At 49.7% G+C, this 24,277-nt stretch carries 18 protein-coding genes; all 18 read right to left on the bottom strand.

All coding sequences use genetic code 11. The features are described 5' to 3' along the window. Positions 1–90: 90 nt before the first annotated feature. A complete protein-coding gene (locus EIZ37_RS15160) occupies positions 91–597 on the bottom strand; it encodes a GNAT family N-acetyltransferase (protein WP_134685575.1) in 507 nt (168 codons plus the stop codon). A gap of 125 nt (positions 598–722) precedes the next feature. Next, a complete protein-coding gene (locus EIZ37_RS15155; protein ID WP_134685573.1) occupies positions 723–1,289 on the bottom strand; it encodes a GerMN domain-containing protein in 567 nt (188 codons plus the stop codon). Positions 1,290–1,314: 25 nt separating this feature from the next. Continuing rightward, positions 1,315–3,048 (bottom strand): N-acetylmuramoyl-L-alanine amidase family protein, encoded by a 1,734-nt coding sequence (locus tag EIZ37_RS15150; RefSeq protein WP_134685571.1) that lies wholly within the window; start codon positions 3,046–3,048, stop codon positions 1,315–1,317. 156 nt (positions 3,049–3,204) lie between these two features. Next, on the bottom strand, positions 3,205–3,606 hold the full coding sequence (locus EIZ37_RS15145) for a hypothetical protein (RefSeq protein ID WP_134685569.1): 402 nt from the start codon (positions 3,604–3,606) through the stop codon (positions 3,205–3,207). A gap of 105 nt (positions 3,607–3,711) precedes the next feature. Then, on the bottom strand, positions 3,712–3,972 hold the full coding sequence (locus EIZ37_RS15140) for a hypothetical protein (protein ID WP_134685567.1): 261 nt from the start codon (positions 3,970–3,972) through the stop codon (positions 3,712–3,714). A 137-nt stretch (positions 3,973–4,109) separates the two neighbouring features. Next, entirely contained in the window at positions 4,110–5,735 is a 1,626-nt protein-coding gene (locus EIZ37_RS15135) for a peptide ABC transporter substrate-binding protein (protein WP_134685565.1), read from the bottom strand. Positions 5,736–5,933: 198 nt separating this feature from the next. Beyond that, positions 5,934–7,574 (bottom strand): peptide ABC transporter substrate-binding protein, encoded by a 1,641-nt coding sequence (locus tag EIZ37_RS15130; RefSeq protein WP_134685663.1) that lies wholly within the window; start codon positions 7,572–7,574, stop codon positions 5,934–5,936. A gap of 692 nt (positions 7,575–8,266) precedes the next feature. Then, the gene (locus EIZ37_RS15125) at positions 8,267–9,136 is read right to left on the bottom strand and encodes a MetQ/NlpA family ABC transporter substrate-binding protein (RefSeq protein ID WP_134685563.1); all 870 of its coding nucleotides are present in this window, start codon (positions 9,134–9,136) and stop codon (positions 8,267–8,269) included. 37 nt (positions 9,137–9,173) lie between these two features. Then, on the bottom strand, positions 9,174–9,854 hold the full coding sequence (locus EIZ37_RS15120; RefSeq protein ID WP_235828051.1) for a methionine ABC transporter permease: 681 nt from the start codon (positions 9,852–9,854) through the stop codon (positions 9,174–9,176). Next, complete coding sequence (locus EIZ37_RS15115) at positions 9,854–10,888, bottom strand: methionine ABC transporter ATP-binding protein (protein ID WP_134685559.1); 1,035 nt, start codon at positions 10,886–10,888, stop codon at positions 9,854–9,856. Before EIZ37_RS15115 ends, EIZ37_RS15120 begins: the two co-directional genes overlap by 1 nt. 183 nt (positions 10,889–11,071) lie before the next feature. After that, on the bottom strand, positions 11,072–12,223 hold the full coding sequence (locus EIZ37_RS15110) for a Ger(x)C family spore germination protein (RefSeq protein ID WP_235828045.1): 1,152 nt from the start codon (positions 12,221–12,223) through the stop codon (positions 11,072–11,074). After that, a complete protein-coding gene (locus EIZ37_RS15105; RefSeq protein WP_134685557.1) occupies positions 12,207–13,334 on the bottom strand; it encodes a GerAB/ArcD/ProY family transporter in 1,128 nt (375 codons plus the stop codon). The genes EIZ37_RS15110 and EIZ37_RS15105 overlap by 17 nt, the downstream gene beginning before the upstream one ends. Positions 13,335–13,343: 9 nt before the next feature. Then, positions 13,344–14,795 carry a spore germination protein gene (locus tag EIZ37_RS15100; RefSeq protein WP_134685556.1) on the bottom strand — a complete coding sequence of 484 codons (1,452 nt, stop codon included), beginning with the start codon at positions 14,793–14,795 and terminating at the stop codon, positions 13,344–13,346. 394 nt (positions 14,796–15,189) lie between these two features. Continuing rightward, on the bottom strand, positions 15,190–16,170 hold the full coding sequence (locus EIZ37_RS15095) for an LCP family protein (protein ID WP_134685554.1): 981 nt from the start codon (positions 16,168–16,170) through the stop codon (positions 15,190–15,192). A 116-nt stretch (positions 16,171–16,286) separates the two neighbouring features. Beyond that, entirely contained in the window at positions 16,287–19,046 is a 2,760-nt protein-coding gene (locus EIZ37_RS15090) for a calcium-translocating P-type ATPase, SERCA-type (protein WP_134685552.1), read from the bottom strand. Positions 19,047–19,274: 228 nt separating this feature from the next. After that, a complete protein-coding gene (locus EIZ37_RS15085; RefSeq protein WP_235828049.1) occupies positions 19,275–20,819 on the bottom strand; it encodes an ATP-binding protein in 1,545 nt (514 codons plus the stop codon). Positions 20,820–20,987: 168 nt separating this feature from the next. Next, positions 20,988–22,610, bottom strand: coding sequence for a stalk domain-containing protein (locus EIZ37_RS15080; RefSeq protein WP_167568907.1), 1,623 nt, complete (start codon positions 22,608–22,610; stop codon positions 20,988–20,990). 140 nt (positions 22,611–22,750) lie between these two features. Then, entirely contained in the window at positions 22,751–24,145 is a 1,395-nt protein-coding gene (locus tag EIZ37_RS15075; RefSeq protein WP_167568905.1) for a PAS domain S-box protein, read from the bottom strand. Positions 24,146–24,277 lie beyond the last annotated feature (132 nt).

The raw sequence follows: 24,277 nt of genomic DNA, 5'->3' as shown, positions 1-24,277 counted from the left end.
CCGCTCTTTCACGAACATGCTCCATTTTTCTGAAATAATATTTCATTTCAGTCTATCATAGCACAGAAAAAAGAGGGAGGAGGTTCACCTTTATCTTGCTTCCGGCAGCTCCTGCATCAGCGCCAGATTCACTTGATCCGCAACTGCTGGTATGATGGACAGCTCCATGATATCCCGATGCTTGCCGGGGCCGTAGTAATTCAGCTCTTGATGGGAGAAGCGAAGGCCGTGGGCCTGCAGTGCCTTGATCGATGCGGTGTTCGTCTCGCTGACCGTTACACGAATGCGCTCGATGCTCGGTATTTGCTTGAGGGCATTGATTCGCGCTTCAATCAAGCGTTTTCCGATGCCCTTCCCTTGATAGCCTTCTGCCACATTGCTGTAAAGCAGCCAGCCTGTTTTTTGGAACATATCTACCCCCGCACAGGCAAAGCCGATCAGGCAGCCTTGATCCGTCGCCTTGTAGAGCAGCTGGGGGAATAGCTCAAAGTATTTTTTCAGCTCGTGCAAATTCATTCGATCCGGTAAGGTTGCCCCTGCCAGTAAAATCATGTCCGTAAAGTCTTCACGATTTGCCAATGAAATCTGAATATCCATCTATATGCCCCCTTTCTGCACTCCTGTTAACAGTAGCAGACAGCCGCAAAGGCAGCGTGGAGACAGCGTTAAGAAATGATGAAAAAACGCCCGATCACAAGGATCAAGGCGTATTCAACCGGTAGTTATTTTGCCAATGCCTCTTCCAGGCTCATATGGCCCATCAACGACTCGATGGCTTGGCCATCCTGCAGCACGACAATTTTTTTGACCTCGGGGAACTGGTACAAGGTCTGTTTCAGGGCATCCAGCGCGAGAGCTTCTCCTGATGCACCCACATTATAGATGTTACTGCCTTTGGTGTCGATGGTTACCGTTCCCTCGCTGAAGGTAACCGAATGATACCCGAAATTCTCCCATAGCTTCACATGCCCGGCGTTCGCTGGTTTTTCCAGAGATGCGATGGCTTGTTTGTATTTGTCCACCTGATCGCTGTAGCGAATCTCTTGTTCTTCTTTGATCAGCTGTGTCAGATCCGCATCCGTAAAATAGACCGCGATCTTTTCTTTGGTTACGTTCTGCTTGGGCACCGTCTGCGCTCCACTATTTGCACTGTTTTCTGCGGGCTGTGGCTGTGGCGCCACTGCCGACGTATGTGTTTCTGCCGGCTTGGTCTGTTCCACGGGCTTTGTACCGCAAGCGCTAAGCAGGGCAATCAAGAACAGTGACAGTACGATGATCATGCGTTTCATACGACAAGCCCCCCTTTTCTATGAACTACTGAACGGTAAGGTAGTATTCTCGGATCGCTGCCGCAAACGCAGCCGCGACCTTTTGCTGGAACTCAGGCGATTTCAGTTTTTGATTTTCGATGGCGTTGGAGAGAAATCCGGTTTCCGTCAAGACGGCTGGCATTTTGGTATGCTTGATGACGTAAAAGCCGGTATTTTTGACTTTCCGGTCAGGGAATTGGGTAGCCGCTAACAGGTGACGATGAACCACCTGAGCGAACACTTGACTGTTTTGATTGTAGTAAAACGTTTCCGTTCCCCGTGATGTCGGAGAAGCTGAGTTGGCGTGAATGGAGATAAACAGATCCGCATCGCGCTCATTCGCGATCTCTACCCGTTCCGAAAGCTCCAAAAAAACGTCCGTGCTGCGCGTCGCTACGACCTGAAACTCGGGGTATTGCTTCAATTTTTCCACCAGCATCTTGCTGACGCTCAGGTTGAAATCTTTCTCCACATTCCCGCTGACCCCTTTGGCTCCATTATCCTTGCCGCCATGGCCAGCATCCACGACAATCAGGTAGCCGGTCTTGCGCGGGATCGGGTTGAGCGTGATTTGCAAGCCGTCCTCTTTTTGCTCCACCGTGTACTTGCTTTTTTGATTGAGCTCAATGACAACTCGCACGGAATCAGGCGACTGTGTATAGTGGGAGTAACGAATCGCTTTGATCAAGCTGTCCTCCTCGGCAGATGCTTGCGATGATTCCGCCAATTCGGATGCAGACTCGGCTATTGCCAGCTGATCTTCCATCGTACTCATTTGATCTTCGCCGCTATTCTCGTCATCTCCTGCCTGTTCCAGCGACTGCTCTGTGTCCAGCTCTACTTGGTCTTCTTCATCTTCATCAGGCTCATGCAGTCGCGCTGTCCCTTGACCATCGGCATTCAATGATTCTTCCAAATCATCGGAAAGTACGGTCTGTGGCAAATCCAAAACGATCCGGTGCGGTCCCTGCAGCGTAAAGTGCTTCGGAGTAATCGCTCTGGACGTTGCAAGAAAAATCGTCGTGTCTTCCGCTTCAATCTTTTCCAGCTCGGTTTCCCGCTTCACTTCAATCCGATTTTCTTCTCGCTCCCATTTGATCCGGGCATCCAGTATGTTTTCTGCCTGATCGATGGTTACATAGGCTTGTCCGTCCAGCGTTTTGCTGGCGACCCCTTGCAGCAGATTTTCCAGATGGGGAGCCCCCATGTATTCGGCCAGTTTTTGCGCCGGAATATAGGCTTGTTCTCCCAGCAAAAGCGGTCTGAACTGTGAGGTGACATCCTGCTGGTTGAGCGTCAGTGTAATCGTGTGATGCACAATCACTGTGCGGGCCGCGTCATCCCAACCGACCGTCGCACCCAACGCCTCTCCGACAAAGCGCAAAGGCAGCAGCATCCGCTGATGGTAGGTGAGCGGCGGTGTTTCCATTGTCACCGCTTTTCCGTTTATGTACGCTTGCTTGTTGTTGAGCTGCAAGACAACTCGCTGTCCCCCGCGTGTGATCGTAGCCGTCGAAGTAGCTTGATCCCAGCCGACCTCTGCACCCAGCCCTTCCGCAATCACGCGAACAGGAACCAAGGTCCGTCCATTCTTCACAAGCGGCGGTACATCCGGTGTAATCAGCTTTCCATCCATCATCAGCTGTACCGCTTCATCTGCGGATGCGGCGAAAGCCTGTCCACCTCCAAACATCACCAAAACCAATAAGAAACAGATCAACAAGGTACTTCTTTTCATCACGCCCTCCTTCATGCGTCTATTATCCGCCAGCTTTCGACATAAAGTTAGACGCAGATTGTCTATAAAAGTTTATAGGTGATTGGAACCAAAATTACAGCACGGTATTTTTTAGGGATGCCCACACGGCAACTTTCTGTCGTGTGGGCGCCATGACTATGCCCTTCTTCGCGTCGGCATCGCCGCCTTTGCCTTTCCTCCGGTATTGGCCATGAATTGCTGAATCATGCCAGCCACAGCCGGATTCGACAGGATCTTCAGCGTCTCTGCGACCTTCGGATTGTTGAGCTGCGGAATCATCCCGCCTAACTGAGGCAGGAGCGGCAGCAATTCATCGAGCCGCAGCGGTGATTTTACATTGGTTTCTGGCACCACCTCGACGGGGATCGGACGGCGGCGACGGGTAAAGAGTCCCCTGCGCGACTCGCGCTTGGAGCGTGAGACCACCTTGAACTGCTGCAAGATTTCTTTTACTTCATCAATATTCTGACGAACCAGTGTGATCTCTTCATGGACCTTGTCATTCGACTGCCGCTGCGTCTCGGTCATCTGGTTCATCTGGTCCATCAGTTGGGAAAACTTTTCGTTCGTCCTGTTTGTGCGCTTTTTCGCTCGCTTGCTGATAAGGGTACACCTCCTTATGCCATGCTGCGCCCTGCTGCATTACTTTTTAAATTTCTTTTTGATGGCAGAGAGGTCCCCTTGGCTTACGCCTTTCTTCGACAACTTATCCAGCAAGCTGCCTACCGATTCCGTGCGCTGCATTCTACGGAATTGGGAGACATATCCGTTGAGCTCGGATTCGCTCAAGCTTTTCCCGCTTTTTCTGGCCAACTCTCGAATTACTTCTTTCAAACCGGAATCGGTCTTCAGCTTATCTTTCGGGACTGATTTAACCACACCAAGCAGTTTACTAAGATCCACGCCTACTCCTCCTTCTGATCACAAAGCTTCTTCCCTCTTTACTCTATGATGGAGGCGGCATACTTGTTTGGTCGGATGTCCCGATTGCGCAAGAAAAAAGACACCCGCGGGTGCCTTTTTCTTTAATCGCTTACTTTTTATTCAACAGTAGCCCATTTGAAGTCTACGTGTCCAAGACCATCAACCGATACGCCTTTTACTTTATCCGCTTTTACCCAAGAATCGGTGTAGTAGTAGATCGGCGCGATTGGCATATCTTCCATCAGGATCGCCTCTGCTTGTGCCAGAAGTTGTTTGCGTTTCTCTGGATCCACTTCAAGCGCAGACTTGTTCAGGAGCTCTTTGTATTTCGGATTTTCCCAACGAGTATCGTTGTTTCCGCCGTCTTTGTCTTTAAACATTTCGAGGAAGTTGATCGGATCGTTGAAGTCACCCAGCCAGCCCGCACGAGCGATTTGGTATTTTCCTTGGTGAACGTCATCCAGATATACTTTCCACTCTTTGTTTTCCAGCTTCACGTCGATGTTGAATGCCTTTTTCCATTGGTCTTGGATCGCTTCTGCAACCTTTTTGTGACCTTCGGAGGTGTTGTAGGAAAGAGTGACCGGTGGCAGCTTGGTGATGCCTTCCTCTTTCATACCTTCTTCCAGCAGTTTTTTCGCTGTTTCCACGTCGTTGTCTTTGAAGAATGGATCAGCGTTTACAGACATGGATTGCGGAATATAACCCATTGCTGGTGTTTGTCCAGCTTGCAATACGTTGTCGATGATCGCTTGACGATTGATTGCATAGGTAAAGGCTTTACGGATTTTCGCATTGTTGAAAGGGGCTTGCTCCGTATTGAAACGGTAGAAATAAGTACCCGCGATTGGTTGAGTCACCATTTTGCCGGAATCCTTCAAAGCAGGGATCGCATCGGTTGGCAGCGCGGAGAGCGGATGTCCTGCCCAGTCGATTTCACCGTTTTCAAACATGGACAGCTCGGTATTCTCGTCTTCTACCATGGAGAAATCGATTTTGTCCAATTTGACAGCATCTTTATCCCAGTAAGTGTCGCTCTTCACGAGAACCATTTTGTTTTTGTGTTCCCACGTCTCGATTTTGAACGGACCGTTACCTACGTGGGTAGCAGCTTCAGCAGCCCATTTTGGATTCGCTTCCACTACTTTTTGGTTCACTGGATAGTACGTATAGAAGGAAGTCAGCTCGAGGAAGAATGGAGTTGGCGCTTCCAATTTCACTTCCAGCGTTTTGTCGTCGAGCGCTTTTACGCCAACGTCTTCCATTTTCGCTTGGCCTTTGTTGAACTTCTCACCATTTTTGATGTAATACAGCTGGTACGCATAGTTGGAAGCGGTTTTTGGATCGAGCGCGCGTTTCCATGCAAATTCGAAGTCCTTCGCGGTAACTGGGTCACCGTTGCTCCATTTTGCATCACGCAGTTTGAACGTATAAGTCATGAGGTCTTGAGAAACCTCGATTTTTTCAGCCATCGACTCTTTTGATTTACCGTCAACATTTCGAGTCAAACCATCAAATGTAGCACGTACTACCGCACCGGAAGTAGTATCCTCTGCGAGACCCGGGTCAGCAGTCGGCGGCTCGGAGTGCAGGTTCATTTTCAGTACTTTTGGTCCTGTGCTTTCAGCAGGTGCTGTTTGTCCGCTATTTGCATTATCTCCAGCGTTTCCGCCGCCGCAACCAGCAAGGGCAGCGCCAAGAACGAGGATTGAACTCATCGCAACAAAAATATTCTTTTTCATGTTACCGTAAATCCCCCTTTCTAAATCTGTTTATCAATATACCGCTTTTCAAAATTGTTTGAAACATAATTGAACAATATTTAATTTAATTTTATTGATTTATAAACTTTATTAAGAATGATAAAAAGGCTTGTACGCATAAAGAAAAGGAAGAGGTTTTCTCCTCTTCCTTACTTTGCACTTCTTTCTTGGGAATTATTACTGCATTTCCGCCCACTTAAAGTCAACGAAACCAAGTCCATCCACTTGCACGCCTTTTACCTTGTCACTCTGTGCCCATACATCTACGTCGTTGAAGATGGGGATTACCGGCATTTCATCCATGAAAATTTGCTCTGCTTCCGCGAAAAGCGCTTTGCGTTTTTCCGGATCTGTCTCTTTCGCAGATTGGATGATCAGCTCTTTGTAGCGCGCATTTTCCCAACGTGTATCGTTATTTCCGCCATCTTTATCGCGGTACATTTCCATATAGTTGATCGGATCGTTGAAGTCGGCGTTCCATCCCATTCGACCGATTTGATAGTTTCCTTGGTGCAAGTCTTCCAAGTGTACCTTCATTTCTTTATTGGCCAGCTTCACATCTACGCCCAGGGCCTTTTTCCATTGGTCTTGAACAGCCTCGGCGATTTTCTTGTGACGCTCTACCGTGTTGTAGGAGAGGGTAATCGGCGGGAGCTCGGTGATACCCAGCTCTTTCATGCCTTCTTCCAGCAGCTTCTTCGCTGTTTCCACATCGTTATCCTTGAAGTAGCCTTCCGGTTTGACCGCCATCGTTTGCGGCAGCATCCCCATCGCTGGCACCTGGCCTGCTTGCGTGATATTATCCACGATCGCCTGACGGTTTACTGCGTAAGCGAACGCTTTGCGGATCTTTGCGTTGTTGAATGGTGCTTTCTCTGTGTTGAATTTGTACCAGTACATGGTAGCTTTCGGATGGATCACCAGCGTACCCGCATCTTTCAAGGCTGGAATCGCATCGGTCGGCAGTTGGCTCAGCGGTTGTCCGGCCCAGTCCAGCTCGCCATTTTCGAACATGGACAGCTCGGTGTTTTCATCCTCGATCATGGCCATTTCGATTTTTTCCAGCTTCACATTGTCTTTATCCCAGTAATTTTCGTTTTTCTCCAAAACGATTTTGCTCTTATGCTCCCAGGAGGTCATTTTGAACGGACCGTTGCCAACGTGGGTTGCCGCTTCTTTCGCCCAGTCTGGATTGGCTTCTACCACCTTTTTGTTAACCGGGTAGTAGGTGTAGAAAGCGGTGAGCTCCAGGAAATATGGAGTTGGGTTTTCCAGTTTCACTTCCAGCGTCTTGTCATCCAGCGCCTTTACTCCTACCTCGTCCGCTGTACCTTTGCCAGTGTGGAACTTCTGCCCGTTTTTCACATAGTAGAGCTGATATGCGTAGTTGGAAGCGGTTTTCGGATTCAGCGCGCGCTTCCAAGCAAATTCAAAGTCATGCGCAGTTAACGGATCGCCATTCGACCATTTGGAATCGCGCAGGGTAAATGTATAGGTCAGTCCATCCTCGGACACTTTCACGTCTTGAGCGATCGAGTTCATCGGCTTCGCATCCTTGTCAAGACGAGTCAAACCGTCGAAGGTCGCGCGTGTGATCCCGCCAGAGACGTTATCCTCCGCAATGCCCGGGTCAACAGTTGATGGCTCTTGGTGGATGTTAATCCGCAGTACTTGAGGCACATCGCTTTTTGCAGGAGCAGCGCTGTTGTCCGCAGTCTGTGTATTGGCCGGTGCCGCTTGATTGCCGCCGCCACATCCAGCGATTACTGCACTGAGAGCCACGACGGTGCTCATCAAGGCAAAAACACTCTTATTCATCATCTTTATATCCCCCTTGTTTATCTAACGATTGGGAATAATATACACTTTGCGGAGATATCTGAAAATACATTATGTTTAGATTTAATTAAATTTTATGTCATTGTTAAAAAATCTTAACGATTATTAACGTCCTGTACCCTTCATAAAGAATCATTAATAACTGTGCAAACATGGTGGTGGGGGAAGGGAAGAGAGGGCGGGGCTCCGAACTTGCCACACCTGCATGGGAGCGGAGACTGTCCGGTTCCGCTTCCAAAACCGGTACGTCGCGTAAAAGTTTCAAAGAAGCGTATTCAACCGACGGGGTTGCGCGACAAGCGTGTACCGTTTTCGGCAGCTCCACCTTTGTAGATGTGGCAAAAACTCCGCCCCGTCCCTCTCTTCCCTTCCTCACGTGGCGATTGCATATGTTGAAACGAAAAATGATTAATAGCATGCAGTCAGAGTGAATTGCTCTGTAGATTTTTTATCTTTTATTAATGCTTCTGCTACGCAGGAGAGCATGTTTCGTAACGGAGCGCCTGCGGAGCGGACAGTCCCCACTTACAGCGGGGCGTAGAATGAAGCGGAGTTGCGAAACATGCTCTCCCCACCGCAGCCACGAATCATGCTCTCCTCAGCGCAGCATCGCTTATTGGTTCAATAAAAAAACCGACCCGGGAAATGGGTCGGTCGTTTCAAGACGATTCTTATTTTACTTCGCCTACGAACAATACGGAACCGCCGTATGTTTTGTCGATGAAGTCTTTTACTTCAGGAGAAGTCAGGGCTTTCGCCAGCTTTTTGATGCCTTCGCTGTCTTTGTTGTCTTCACGAACAGCCAATACGTTTACATATGGGTTGTTCTCACCGGACTCCAGGTAGATGGCGTCCTTCGAAGGATTCAGACCTGCTTCCATCGCGAAGTTGGAGTTGATTACCGCTGCATCAACTGCTGCGTCATCCAAAGCGCGTGGCAGCATTGGTGGTTCCAGCTCAACCAGTTCCACTTTTTTCTCAACGATGTCGGCGATCGTACCGTTAATGCCTACGCCTTCTTTCAGTTTCAAGAGGCCCGCTTTTTCCAAGAGCGCCAGCACGCGGCCATGCTCACCTTGTCCGTTTGTGATCGCTACTTTTGCTCCAGCAGGGAGAGAAGCCAGATCTTTGTATGCTTTTTCTTTATTGGAGTAAACACCCATTGGCTCGATGTGTACGCCCGCTGCATAAGTCAGGTTCAGGTTTTTCTCTTTGTTGGTTTGCTCCAACCAAGGAATGTGTTGGAAGTAGTTGGCATCCAGTTCTTTCTCAGCCAGCTGTGTATTCGGCAATACATAATCTTGGAAGGTCACGACTTCAAGGTTCACATTTTCTTTTTCCAGCAGTGGTTTTACCACTTGGTTGAGGATTTCTGCGTGAGGAACTGCTGTAGCTCCCACTTTCAGCGTGATGGCTTCCCCGCCGCCATGTGCTGCATGATCCGTACCTTCAGCAGGTTTTTGTTCTGTGCTGGATTGTCCGCAAGCCGCCAGAGACAGAGCAAGCGCACCAACCATCAGCGTTGACAGGATTTTTTTCATTTCGGTTTTCCCTCCATTTTTTGTTTTTTGTATGTGGTTAACGGTGATCCAGCTTGCGGGAAATGTAATCCCCGAGCATCTGAATCCCTTGGACCAATATGATGAGAAATACGGTGGTGACAAACAGGATATCTTCTTTAAATCCATTGAAACCATGCGTAAAGGCCATGGAACCCAGACCGCCAGCGCCTACCACCCCAGCCATCGCCGAGTAGCCGATCAAGCCGACTGCCGTTACCGTCACCGCTGAGACGATGGAAGGCAATGATTCCGGCAAAAGGATCTTCCAGATAATTTGCCAGGTCGTTGCACCCATGGACTGTGCGGCTTCAATCACACCGCGGTTCACCTCGCGCACCGCTGTCTCCACGAGCCTTGCGATGAATGGCGCAGAGCCGACCACGAGACTGACGATCGCCGCTTCCGGACCAATCGATGTCCCGATCAATTTGCGCGATACAGGAATCAAGATGATGACCAGCACAATATACGGAATGGAACGAAGAATATTAATAATAAAGCCCAGGATCTGGTTAAAACCGACCATCGGTGTCAAATGGTTGCGGCTCGTGATCACCAGGAGCACGCCAAGCGGAATTCCGATCAGCGCTGAAAACAACAGGGATACGGAAACCATGTAGATCGTCTCCCAGATCGCTTTTACGATAAAATCCCAAAACTTGACTACATCCGGCATGGTTGTCAGCAGAAATTCCATCACTTCGCTCCACCTCCTTCCACGCTTTGCAAGACCTCTACGTTGACGCCTTGTTTTTTCAAGTAAGCCACTGCCTTCGCTTCTACATCCAGATCACCGTGCACTTGAATGTACAGCGTACCGAAGGCGATTTCCTTCAAACGCTTGATCTGACCTTGGATAATCGATACCTCTACGCCAAGATCGCGGATCAGATGGCTAATGACAGCCTGATTCGTTGATTCTCCCAAGAAGGTGCAGCGCAGCAATGTCCCTGGTCCAATTTGTCGCAGGTCCTCATCCTCGAGCTGCTCCGCCCCCGTCACCTGACTGATGAATTCACGGGTTGTCGTCGTTTTCGGACGGGAGAAGACATCGACCACATCGCCCAGTTCAATCACTCGTCCGCTTTCCATCACCGCCACGCGATCACAGATTTTTTCAATCACGTGCATCTCGTGCGTAATCAATACGACGGTGAGGCCCAGCTTGCGATTGATCTCCTTCAACAACTCCAGAATGGAATCGGTCGTCTTCGGGTCGAGCGCGGAGGTCGCCTCGTCACAGAGGAGCACGTCCGGCTGATTGGCCAGAGCTCGGGCAATCCCGACACGCTGCTTCTGACCGCCTGAGAGTTGGGATGGATAGGAATCCGCCTTATCTGCCAGACCAACCAACTCCAGCAATTCTTTCACTCGCTGTGCATGTTCTCGCTTGGGTACGCCGGCAATTTCCAGAGGCAAAGCTACGTTGTCCGCCACAGTACGGGACCATAGCAGGTTAAAATGCTGGAAGACCATCCCGATCTTCCGACGTGCCTTGCGCAATTGGCTCTGCGGCAATTGCGTCAGCTGTGTATCGCCGACGGAGACATCGCCGCTAGTAGGAGTCTCAAGCAAGTTCATCATGCGGACCAAGGTAGATTTCCCTGCACCGCTGTATCCAATGATTCCGAAGATTTCTCCCTTGTTGATGGATAAATCAACATTATCCAACGCGTGGAAGGAACCGAATCGATTTTTAAATACTTTCGTAATTCCTTTCAGACTGATCATCAGCTGTCCCTCCCTTCCCCTATCTGATCTGCCTCATCGTTGCCGCAAATCGAATCTATTTTGTATGGTTGATAATTCCAACCAATTTACTATGTTTATTTAGGAAGCAAATATAACATTAGTAAATTACCCATGCCATGTCAATAGAAAAAACAGTAAAATATTTTCTATTAAAACGGCCTGCTATTCCATGATTCCGGAGCGAACCAGCTTGACCTTTACCTTCCATTGAAACGTGGATTGCTTGTACAGATTGTGCCACTCGTCATGCTTCATCTGACGGGCTCCACGTGTGCTCGCCCGGTACATCTCTCCGAACCCGATCGGATCAACCTCGAGCTTCTGCAGCTTTTTGAGCATATTTTTCAGTTTCTGCTCCAAATCCGCTTCCAAGGCCTTCTCTATTTTGGCTAGCATCTCTTTTGTCAAAGAGATGGGCTCCCCCAGTTCATAGATGCGAGCACTCAGCTTGATGGTTACTTCATAGTTGGGTGGACTTTTCCGCGTCACCTTCACCTTCGATTGACTGGACAACGTGTCAAACACCAGATAAAAGCGGTCTGCCCTCCTGGCGCTGTTTTTTTTGTTCGGAAGCCCGAGTGCGGAGCGCGGCAGGGAAGTCTCATAGCTGCCGGCTTCAAAAAAATCGCGGATGAGCTTGATCAAAAATGCTTCATTGGTATCAATCCAGCCGATGTATTTGTCCTTATGAAAGAGGGCAAGCCCTTTGATCCGCAGCTCATCCCCCTTTGGCTCGATTAGCGGGAGAAACGGATCGCTACCCGCACTGAAGTAAGAACGGAGGAATTCGTGGATCGTCGATGAAGGAATTTTCTCCCCATGCACATTTTGGTCGATCATACGGTACAGGTACATGCCGATGTTCCCTTCCTCCTTATAGGGAAAGGTGATAATCTTGCTGGTTTCTTCGGTTGTCACACACAAATAAAGGCGGCTTGCAATGGTAGGATCGCGGTACAGCGTATCCACAATGCTGATGATCCCTTTCCTGGCCAGCTTTTCATCATACAGCGCTACCCGAAGCTGTCCACCCAGAACACGCTTGTCCATCTGCAGATTGACCTTATCCCGGATGCCTTTGCTCGTCAACCCTACCGCTGAAGCGACCTGTATCTTTTCATCCGCCTCCGGATTAATCACAGGAACCAGAATTGTTCCACGGATTAACCCATCCTCCGTTTGATCATAACCAATGACCGTCACAAGACCAGTCTCATCCAAAATTTGTTTTTCCGCACAGCCTGCCGTCGTTAGTGCTAGCAGCGCCATGACCCATCTGAATGTTTGATGAAACGATCTATTTTGCAGACTCATCGTTGATCGCCTCCCGTTTCCGTCTCCACGCCTGTTTGATAACCACCAGTAAATAGAGGATAAATGGATAGGCAAAAGAACCGATCAGCCCCACCCTGCCAATGATGTCATTTAAAGTCTCGATCTGTTGACGAGTAATGAGAAAGAGGGAAGAGATAAACATCAAAATGATCACCACATAACTAAACTTCCGTTGGCTCCAATTAAAATTTCGCTTTAAACCACGTACGGCTGCCCATGAATACAGCATGATGTTCGGCATGATGACAAACAGCCATAAAGGAATGGCGACAAACTCAAACCTTTCCAAGAACGGCAGATACACCATCTTTTTCAAGTTAAGGGTTGCCCAGATCGTCTTGGCCAATTGTCCTTCACTAAAAAAGACCAGTGCCACGACCATCAGCACCAAATAAATCAGATTGGTAAGGAAAAGGCCGAATTGCGCCGATGCTCCTACACTCTTTTTTTCTTTGATATATGGATACAAGACGTAAATAATTTCAAAGCCGATAATGGTAAGCGACATCGACATGGCACCGCCCCAGATCTTGGAGATGTCCGCCTCCATCACCGGCAGCAAATGGTTCCATTCGGCAATCTGCAACGGGTAATACAAATCCAGGAGAAGCCAGATGACCACAATCACGGTGAGAAAGGTGTACCCGGCGATCACTCGGATTCCACCCAACATGGTATACAGCGCCAGGAACAAAAAAACCGCTGCGAACAAACCTGTCGGGATTTCCGGGAACACCCAGGTCTGGATCACTTCAATATAGTTGCGCAAAATCATCATCGCCGTGGCAATGCAATAAAGGATGAAGAACAGGCTGACCAGTTTGCCCAGCCGCTTCCCCAGCACATCAATATGGATCCCGTACAAGTCCGCGGACGGATACCGTTTTAGCGTCTTGACGATGATCAACATGGTGAAGTGTGCCATAATCCCAGCCACGATGACCGATATCCATGCGTCATGCCCTGCCTTCTCGGCTATAATCCGCTGAAATCCAAGGATCCCAACACCGATCTGATTCGAGCAAATCAGCACCCATACCAAATAAGTAGGGAGCATGTTGCTTTCTTTGGGTGTTACATTAATCTTCATCTGCATCACCTAATCATCGATGTCGTCAATTTTATCCGCTTCATTTGGTGAAAAGCGGCGCTTTGGGTCACGCGAGTAAAAAACCGGCAACCGGGAGAAGTACTTGATCGGCAATCGTACGGCACTGTCTTTCAAGTCCGAAATGCGCAATGGAAAAAATGGACTGAGGTACGGTCTCCCCAGGCTCTTCTGCCGCAGAAGATGTGTGATCAGAAAACTGAACCCGACAGCAATGCCAATACCACCCCACATGCCCGACAAAAGAATCATGGGAAAACGGATTACACGCACAGTCGCCCCCAACATATAGCTTGGAGCAATGAATGAAGATAACGCCCCCAGCGCAACGATAATGATCAGAATGTTGCTCGTAAAACCAGCCTGCACAATCGCTTGCCCAATGACGATACCACCCACGATACCGATTGTCTGACCTACCTTGGTAGGCAATCGTGCCCCTGCTTCTCTCAGCAGTTCAATCACGCCTTCCAGCAGCAGCGCTTCTATCAACGGCGGAAATGGCACGCGGGAACGCGACTGTGCCAAAGAGATGAGCAAATCGGCTGGAATCAGCTCATAGTGAAAGGTAAGAGAAGCGACATAGGCAGGCGTAAGCAAAAGAGAAAGAATGATCGCAACGAATCGCAGCAGCCGAACGAAGGTACCAATCCCCCAGCGAAAGTAAAAATCGTCGGGAGAATGAAGAAATTGAATCAAGCTGGTTGGCCCCAATATCGCAAAGGGGCTTCCGTTCACAATCACGGCCAGCTGTCCCTGCATGAGCCCGGAGACAACGCGATCCGGACGTTCGGTCTGCTGCATGAGCGGGAATACCGTTAAACCGTTATCGCTCAAATATTGAGCCAATACGCTGGCGTCTACAATGCTGTCTACCTGCAAGGACTCGATCCGTTGCCGCATCGTATTGATATTTTCCTGCTCCGCAATTCCATTCATGTAGAGGACAGCCACTTCCGTTGGAATCGATACTCCCACTACATATTTTTCGCAATACAGATTACTGGTTGGCAAATATTTGCGAATGATGGACAGGTTTGTATCAAGCTCTTCCACAAAAGCGATTTGCGCCCCAATGACAATCGCTTCGATCTCGGGTGCTGTCACATTCCGATGTGTTTTCCCCTCAGTCGGAATGGACAAGCCATAGCTTTCCTGATCAACATGGATATAGATGTTGCCTTGGAGAAGTCTCTCAATGACGGTTTCCGGCTTGGTTACCCTCTGGTTTGCCGGAATCGCCAATTCCTGCTCGAGCTGGCTGATACTCGCCGTTTTCAAGTCCAACCGCTTCATGCGGGGCAGCAGTCTTTCATGAATCACTTTTTGGTCCGCCATGCTGGATAAATAGTAAAGCTTGATCCGCCCTTCCGTTTCATCCACATTTATGACCTGCATGTCCCCGGTGTGGGAAAACCAATTCTTCCATACCTCTTTATCCAAGCTTTTTCACCTCTTCCCTGCGTGTGGAAAGATTCAGCTTTAGTATGAGCAATTTTTCCAGTATCCTTCCGGGAAGTTTGGAGTTTGTGCAAACATCGTGGTGGGGAAAGGGAAGAACGGGCGGGCTGCGTTCTTGCCACACCCGCTTGGGAGTGTAAACTGTCCGGTTCCGCTTCCAAAAACGGTACGTCGTGCAAAAGTTTCAAAGAAGCGTATTCATCCGATGAGGTTGCACGACAAGCTTGTACCGTCTTTGGCAGCTCCACCTCTGTAGGTATGGCAAAGACTCCGCCCGTCCCGTTCTTCCCTTCCTCACGTAGCTGTTGAACATATCGATCTGATTAATTCCAAATAAAAAAACAGTGCAACCAAATCGCACTGTTTTCCATCAAGTTTATTGCTCTGTTTGTGTTTGCTCAGTTGCCAGCTGTCCACGTTCCATCTGCTCCTGGACGAATTGCTTCACCGCATCCTCATCCGGCACAAGTACGGAGCCGCCTCGATTCTCTTCCCGGAAGGCCCCCATGGGCGGGAGTTGGAACTGCCCAGCCTGGTCGGACTTCAGGCTAAGCGACAAGCCTGCCAGTTTTACCATATCGGCGCTGCTCATATTCGTTTGGATGTATGGGCGGACGCTGTCCAAAATGGCTGGAAGCTGGATCAGATTGGTGCCCTTCTGCATCTGGACAGCCAAGGCCGCCAGCAGTTTGCGCTGTCTCTCCGTCCGGGTGTAATCAGACGTGGCATCGTGACGAAAACGCACGTATTGGAGCGCCTTATCTCCATCCAGACGCTGCAGTCCCTTTTTCAGATCGATATCATACTGACCTTTGTCTGTCGGGTCGCGATAGCGCATATTTTTCTCGACATCGATTTCCACGCCGCCTACTGCATCAATCAAACTTTTAAAGCCTTCAAAATCGGTAATAACATAGCGATCGACAGGGACCCCTGTAAAATCGCTGACGGTTGACATCGCCAGCTCCGGTCCTCCCTCTGCCAACGCGCTGTTAATGCGGGAAGAGCCGTAGCCGGGGATCTTCACATAGGTGTCACGCAAAATGGAGAACAGATCGTATGTTTTCGTTTCCGGATCTATGCTCACCACAATCATGGAATCGGAACGCGGATGCTCATCCGGCCGCAGCTCCCTGCGGTCGACTCCCATCAGCAGGATATTTACCCGCTCCGTTCCGCCCCAGACCGGAATCTCGCTCTCGGGTTTCTTTGGTTCTTCATCGGTTTTGCCCGGCGCTATGATATTCGGCTCTTGAACACCTGTAAGGAAAGAATAAAAAGCATGGCCGTAATAGCCTGCGCCGCCGACCAACAGCAAGAGCAAGCAAAACAAAATGCTTTTTGTCCGCAATTTCAAGCAGTACGCACCTCTATCCCATCACACTTTGATGTAAACGGTTTGCCCGTTTTTTTGTCCATTTTCTCAGTATACCTGAAAATCGACAAAAGATGGGACAGCAACTTTTTCCGGCTTCATGCCTCGTTCGGTTTCCGGCGAAGCGCTCCCCCGATTCCTGCTACAAAGGTCGGAATCCCTCCTGCCACGAAAACCAGCGCCCAGTCGCGGAAAGAAAGCGCGGTCGTTTTGAAAATCGGCTGCATCGGCGGCCAGTAGATCACGACCAGCACCAGGAGCAAGGAGGAGATGACGGCCCAGACCAGATACATGTTTTCAAACGGATTGCGATGAAAGACGGAGTGTTCGCTGCGGCAGTCGAATACATGGATCAGCTGGGCCATCACCAGCGTAACAAAAGCAACGGTCTGGGCATGGACCAGATTGTCTGGATTCTCACGCAAAGTCAGCCAAAAAGCACCCAACGTCATCAACCCGATTAAAAAGCCTCTGCTGATAATCTTCCAGCCAAGTCCGCGAGCAAAAATGTTTTCGTTTCTTCTGCGCGGCCGCTGATACATGGTATCGTCCTCGGCTGGGTCAACTCCGAGAGCCATCGCCGGAAGTCCGTCCGTGACCAGATTGACCCAGAGAATCTGGATCGGTACGAGCGGCAAAGGGAGACCGATCATCATGGCGAAAAACATCACCAAAATTTCCCCAACGTTCGAGGCCAGCAGATACCGGATGAACTTGCGGATATTGTCATAGATGTTGCGGCCTTCCTCAATCGCGGAAACGATCGTCGCAAAGTTGTCATCACGCAATACGAGATCGGATGCTTCTTTCGTGACATCGGTGCCGGTAATGCCCATGGAGATCCCGATATCGGACGTCTTGATGGCAGGCGCGTCGTTGACCCCGTCGCCTGTCATCGCAACCACATGGCCGCGGCTTTGCAAGGCCCGTACGATCCGCAGTTTGTGCTCAGGGGAGACACGCGCATAGACGGCAATATGATCGGCCTCCTGGGCAAGCTGCTCATCGCTCATCCGATTGAGCTCCGCGCCTTCCAGCACCTCCGAGCCCGGACGCAGGATCCCGATCTCGCGGGCAATCGCTTCTGCTGTAATCTTGTGGTCGCCCGTGATCATGACGGTCTTGATCCCTGCCTGTCTGCAAAGCCCGATTGCTTGTTTGACCTCCTGGCGGGGCGGATCAATCATCCCTGCCAAGCCGAGAAAAATCAACCCTGACTCCATCCCCATCGATTGCGTCACTCGCTGTGATGTCTCCAGCGGGCGGTAAGCAAAAGCCAGGACACGCAGCGCTTTCCCAGCCATCTGCTCGGTTACCTCAGCAATGGTCTGACGCAATCGTTGGGTCAGCGGCACCACTTCCCCGTCCCAGACGATGTGCGTGCTGCGTGCCAGGATTGCCTCGGCTGCGCCCTTGCTCAGCAAGGTGCGTTTTCCATTAGGAGTCTCTTCAATGACCGACATCATTTTCCGATCCGAATCGAACGGCAATTCATCTACCCGTTGCCCTGCAGGCAGCAGCCGCTTCCCTGCGCCTTGTTTTCCGACCGCTTTTGCTGCCAGGACTAGCAGCGCTCCTTCGGTTGGATCCCCGATCACCCGCCAGGAAGGCTCCCGTTTTCCCGAGAAGAGTCCGTATTTTTCCTCCTCCTGCTCAGTGAGAAGCTGGGCATTATTGCAGCGTTCCGCCACCCTGAACAACTGCAGCAGCCCTTCTTCACGGGCAAGGGAGATCGATTTTCCCCCCAGCTTGATCTCCCCTGCCGGATGATAGCCGCTGCCAGTCACTTCGTAGCTCTTGTTGCTCTGCCAGACATGTGTGACCGTCATTTTGTTTTGCGTCAGCGTCCCTGTCTTATCGGAGCAGATCACGGATGCGCAGCCTAGTGTCTCAACGGAAGGAAGCTTGCGGACTATGGCATTTCTGCGGATCATGCGCTGCACCCCGAGCGCCAAGGCAATCGTCACGATTGCGGGCAGCCCTTCCGGAATCGCCGCCACCGCCAGGCTGACACCCGCGAGGAACATCGTGAACAGCTCATGCCCATGCCAGACTCCTGCCAGCACGACGACAATCGTCAGCAGGATGGCAACCACAACAAGCATTTTCCCCATCTGCTCCAAACGTCGCTGCAGCGGCGTTTCCAAAGTTTCTGCCTCATTGATCAGATGGGCGATGCGGCCTAGCTCGGTGTCCATGCCGATGGAAGTAACAATCCCTTTGCCCGTACCGCCTGTGACCAGCGTACCCATGAAAGCCAGATTTTTGCGGTCGCCGAGCGGAATCTGCTCGCCATCGCGACCATTTCGGACAACATCTGTCTGCTTGCCCACAGGCACGGATTCACCCGTCAGCGCGGATTCCTCAATCTCCAATCGGGAAGCCTGCACCAGCCGCAAATCCGCCGGCACGCGGTCGCCTGCTTCGAGCAGGACCACATCGCCCGGCACCAGCGAGGAGGCTGGAATCAAATCAATCTTCCCCTCCCGCATGACCCTCGCCATCGGTGCGGCCATTTCCTTTAATGCTTGCAAGGAGCGTTCTGCCCTTGCCTCCTGAATAAAGCCGAGCACACCATTAATGAAAATAATCGCGACAATCGTGATCGCATCCAGATACTCACCCAGAAAAAAGGAGATCACAGTCGCAATTACCAGTATCGCAACCATAAAATCTTTGAATTGCCCCAAAAAAACGCTAATCAGGGAGACCCGCTTCGACTCCTGCAGCACATTGGGGCCGTAGCGCTTTCGCCTCTCCTCTGCCTGAGTCCGGTCTAATCCGGTTTCTTTGTCACTTCCCAGCAGATCAGTTGCCTCCTCTACCGGGACCTGATACCAAGGTTTGTTCGCTTGCATGGTTTTCCATCGCCTCCAGTGCTCGTCTCATCTTCATATCTATGCGGCCAAGCCTAACTTATGAAAGGCGATGAAGGAGGAAGAGATGAGCAAGGAAAACGACGTACAATCCGATCAATCGATTGCACAGGCCAAAAAAGGGCTGCATGTTGCAGATAATCCGCAACATGCAGCCCACCTTTGTTTACAATTATGTATCCGAGGCCACTTATGGCGTGACCATGATGTTCATCTTCCCAAAAACTCTGCCAGCGCTTGCTGCAAGCTACCTTTCGCATCGGCTTTTTTATCGAAGGGAAGGTTGAGGCGTATGACTTGTTTCACGACTTCAGGTCGCAAGCCGGTCAGCACTGGTTTGCAGCCCATCATGTTCAATCCGTCAAGGATCCTCATAAAATGCAAGATTGCCTCGTTTTCAATCTCTGCGACACTGGACAAGTCGAAAATCAGGTTCTCGATTCTCAATGTCCCCACATGGGTGATTACTTTATCTTCGATGGTATTTGCCCGATAGGCATCGATATTCCCGATCAGCGGAACGATACACGTCGTTCCCGTAAGCGGAATGATCGGAACAGACAGATCCTCGACCAATTCTCTTTGTTTTTGCAGTACTAGATCTTTATACTCCGTGTAGCTGATAAAAAAGTAAGTGAGAAATTGATCGACAAGCTGGTTAATCTTCTTTTCCTGCACGTAAAATCGTTCAAAGCTATCTTCGGTGCGACCGCAAAGCCGGTCAAAATTATATAAAAAGTCCCAGAGCACACGCCGAATCGCTTGTACCCATTCCAGCTTAAAGGCAATGGTCAACGAGTATTTGGCCCAAGCAATCCCTTCGGCCCTGGCAAAGGAGATCATTTCATGCTCTCGCCCCTCCACAATGTAGAGTACGAGTCGATGCGCATTCGCCAATAAATCGATATTACCTACGTTCTGAATCTCTTCAATTTTTCCCTCAACATTTACGGCATGGGCCAGCAACGCTTTCTCAAAATCGTTTTTATTTTCCCAAAAAAACTCCTTCAATTGTTGCCCTTCCGTATAGCTTAACGCCAACTCGTTCACCCCAGTTCCAGCCAGTTCCGCCTCTTTCGGCAGCATGATCACAAATTTGGTTCCCACATTCTCTTCACTCTGGACATGAATATTGCCCGCATGTTGATAGATCACCGAAAACACTTGTGTCAAGCCCATACCAGTGCCTTGTATTTTTGTCGTAAAAAAAGGAGTCCCCAGCATCTTTACTTTTTCTTGGGGAATGCCGACCCCAGTATCCTCAATCGAGATCACGATATACTGATCCTGCACATAATGCTCAACTTTGATCGTTCCCTTGTCCGGGATGGCTTCAAACGCATTTTTAAACAGATTGAACAGCGCTTTTTTCAACTGGTTCCTCTTTCCAAATACCTTCGCATCCGTATCGGTAAAATTTTTAATAATCTGGACACGATACATCTGGTCTTGAAAGAGATGAGACATTAGCTCTAATTCAGCAGACATCGAAACCGACTGGAAGGGTTCATCCTCCAGATCCGGTTTGGACACATGCAGCAAATTTTCCAAGGTCGAGATGGCATTGTTTAATTCAGCCTGCGCAATATCGACATACTCATCCACATGGTTTTCTTTTAGCAATTGTAAAAATCCTTTTACAGCCGTCAACGGATTTTTCACTTCATGGGCAATTCCCGCAGCGATTTGACCTACCGAGGCCAATTGGCTTAAATGGAATTCATTATTCACATAGTCATTTTTCGCGTCTTTCACATCCAATTATTTTCCTCTCCTTTCCTTTTTTCAGCGGAAGTAAACAATTGGAAATATAGCATAATAAAAACCATAATTATATTCTGTAAGAATGTTTAATAATCCTTCACAAAGAAAAAAACAGCTCATTTCACCTAGGAGGAGAAAGGCTGTTTTTCAGGTTTTTGCTTATTTGCCTATTGCATTATCAAAGCTGATGATGGCGAGATTGTATTGATACACTGCAGACCGGTGCTGATTTGCACGGTTGGACAGCTCCTCGTCTGCCTGCAAGACTTCCAAGGTTGTCGCCATTCCGTTTTCATAGCGCAGCATGCTGAGACGATAGTTTTCCTCGGCAGCGGCTTTCGCCTTTTCATAGGATTCCAAAGCCTTGCGCGCTGCTTCCATGTTGTAATATGCCTGAGCGGCTTCTACCGAAACAGCTCTTTCCGCTTCACCGATCGCCAGCTTGGCTTTTTCCACATCGTTGCGGCTGATTTTCCCCGGATAGGTGGAGAGCGCAGAATATTTGGCGATCAGCTCCACGTTAATCTCCGCTACTTTCAGCTCTTCTTGCTTTTGCATGACTTCCGGACGCTGTTTGACGGCAAGCGCAATCGCACTGTCTACGCTCATGCTGCGGCTTTCTGCGGAAAGCGCCTCTGGGACAACCTCCCACGTTTTCGTAAGGGATGTGCCCATCACATCATTCAGCTTCATATTGGCAATGCTGACATTGCTTTCAGAGACTGCCAGCGCTGCTTTTGCTGCCGATACACCCGCTTCTGCCTGCAATACATCCGTTTTTGCGCGTGTACCTACTTCGTAGGAGACTTTGGCAATCTTCAACTGGGCCTCTGCACGCTTCAATGCCTGCTGTTTCAACGCGAGATCATCCTTTGCGTTCAACAGGTCATAGTACGCTTTTTCGACTGCCAGCTTGATCTTGCTTTCCGTTGCCTTCAGGAACTGCTCATTGACCTTTTTGGCCATCGCAGCTTTTGCATTGTTCACATATTTTTGCTGCGCCATCTGCAGTGAATCAATCATCTCGGAAGGAATATCCCTTACCGATGAGCTGACCAGACGCGCATTAATATCCGCATTTTTGGCATCCAAGCGCAATGTGTTCAAATCCGCATTGGATTGCATGGCCAATTTCACGGCATCCGCCATGGCCAAGGTTGATCCGGTTGGCTCAAATACTTCCGTCTGGTTTGGCGGATTGGCTACGTCCGGGGAAACCAGGACATCCGCAGGTTTTACGGTCGAAGGCGCAGTTTCTGCTTTCGTAGTATCCGGAGTCGTCGCTGCGCTTGCTGTCTGAATGGAAATCAAGCGTTCATCTTGTTTCCAGTCGACAGTCGCTCCCAATGCCTCGCTGATGAACCGCAATGGCACATACGTACGTCCATTGCGCAGAGAAGCCGGCGCATCAAGCGTCAATTCTTGCTCTCCCACTTTTGCCTTAGCCTCGCCGATGGTGATGACGATCGTTTTTCCGGCTTGGGTAATGGTTACCTGATTTTTCTCGGCTGCCCAATCAACCGATGCTGCCAGCGATTCACTCACAAAGCGAACAGGCACCATCGTCCGTTGGCTGCCTGCTTCGATGTACACCTCGGCACCCGGAAGCTGAATCTCCTTCCCATTGACGGTGATATGGATCGCTTCGCCCGCTGGCTGCTCCTGAGAAGTTGTCGTATTTGTATCACTGCTTGCCTGAGTTCCCGCCGGTTGGAATGATAGCATCACAGCCGCAGTCAGCATCAGGCTCATCCATTTTTTCTTGGAATAAGGGTACTTCATCCACTCATCCTTCTTTCTTGTTGTTTTGTACATGGTTGTGCTCCAGAAGGTTTATTTCATAAAGTGAAATACTTCTTCACAAAGCCAATATAGCACATGTCCACAAGAAAAAAGGATGGAAAATGTTTCAGCACGCCCGTTTATTGTATGGCAGTTTCCACTAACGGCAATTTCACCAAAAACGTCGTCCCCTTGTCCACTTCGCTGGTCACGGTGACCTTTCCTTGATGATTCTCGATAATCGTAAAGCTGACTGCTAGCCCGAGCCCCGTTCCTCTCTCTTTGGTCGTGTAGAAAGGCTGACCGACCTTTTCCATCATCTCGAGCGCGATCCCATGTCCCTGATCCGACACCTGTATCATGGCATACCCTTCAAACGACTGGGTTGAGACCACGATTTCTCCTCCTGCCGGCATCGCTTCGATTGCATTTTTGATAAAATTGATGAAAACCTGCTTGATCTGATTTTCATCGCATTTAATGATCAAGGAAGGTTCCTCTAGCCTGGTGGTGATGGTGACGTTTTTCATATGGGCTTCGGTCTCCAGAAGCAGCACGACCTGCAGCAAAATGTCCTGGAGATTTTTGTCCTGCACCTTCATATCCTGCGGTTTGGCCAGCATCAACAGCTCGTTTAAAATCGCTTCAATCCGGTTGATCTCCGATTTCATGATGCCCAAATATTCATCCTTGAGCTTTTGTCCTTGCAGCATCATGTCGAGAAACCCTTTGATGGCCGTGAGCGGGTTGCGGATCTCGTGGGCGATCCCCGCCGCGAGCTGTCCTGCCATCGTGAGTTTTTCTGTCCGGCGCAGATACTCCTCGGACGCACGGCGTTCTGAGATGTCCCGGCAGGTTTCCAAAATTTTTTCGACTTCCCCCTGCTCATTGCGAATCTGCTTCACCGAATTTTCCATCCAGACGTAATGACCATCTTTGTGGCGAAATCGGCAAGCAAACACCTGCTTCTCTTGAAAGTCCATTTCAGCCAGCATTTTCAGGTCGTCCTCATGGTAGTAATCCAAATTATTTTCTCCAATGACGTCCTCCGGCTCATACCCAAGCACGGTGCGAATCGCCGGCGAGACGTAACGAATGATACCATCCGGGGTGCTGTAGGAGATGATATCCTGCGAGTTTTCCGAGATGAATCGGTACAGCTCTTCGCTTTCTCTCAGCAGCATTTCCGCCTTTTTGTATTTGGCCACGTCCCGTTTCAACTCCGTAATATCGTGAAACAAGACTGCGATCCCCTCCCCGCAAGGATAGGCTAGTACATCGTACCAGTGTTCAAACCGCTGATTGTACACCTGAAAACGGACTGACTCCTGGCCGTCGATCACTTTTTGATACTGCTCCCCGTAGATTGAGCGAAAAGCTTCCGGATACCGATCCCACAAACATGTTCCCACTAGGTCTTCCTTTTTGCATGACATCATATGAGCGGCTGCCTCATTTGCATACATGATTTGAAACCGCTCTCCCAACACCATAAACGCTTCGGGTAGATGATCCATATGCCCATGCTTATCCATGCTTTTACCCCTCATCCAGAGCTTGCCGTAATTAATCTCTTTTTCCTTCTTACAACATTTTTGTCTAAATTGCAAATGTTGGGAAATAGGGAAGAACCCCCCTCGGGGAATATTCGCTGAGCAACCGTAGTG

The organism is Brevibacillus migulae, assembly GCF_004521915.1.
Taxonomy (GTDB): domain Bacteria; phylum Bacillota; class Bacilli; order Brevibacillales; family Brevibacillaceae; genus Brevibacillus_F; species Brevibacillus_F migulae.
The sequence above is the reverse complement of the archived record's forward strand: the minus strand, read 5'-3'. Positions and strand labels throughout refer to the sequence as shown.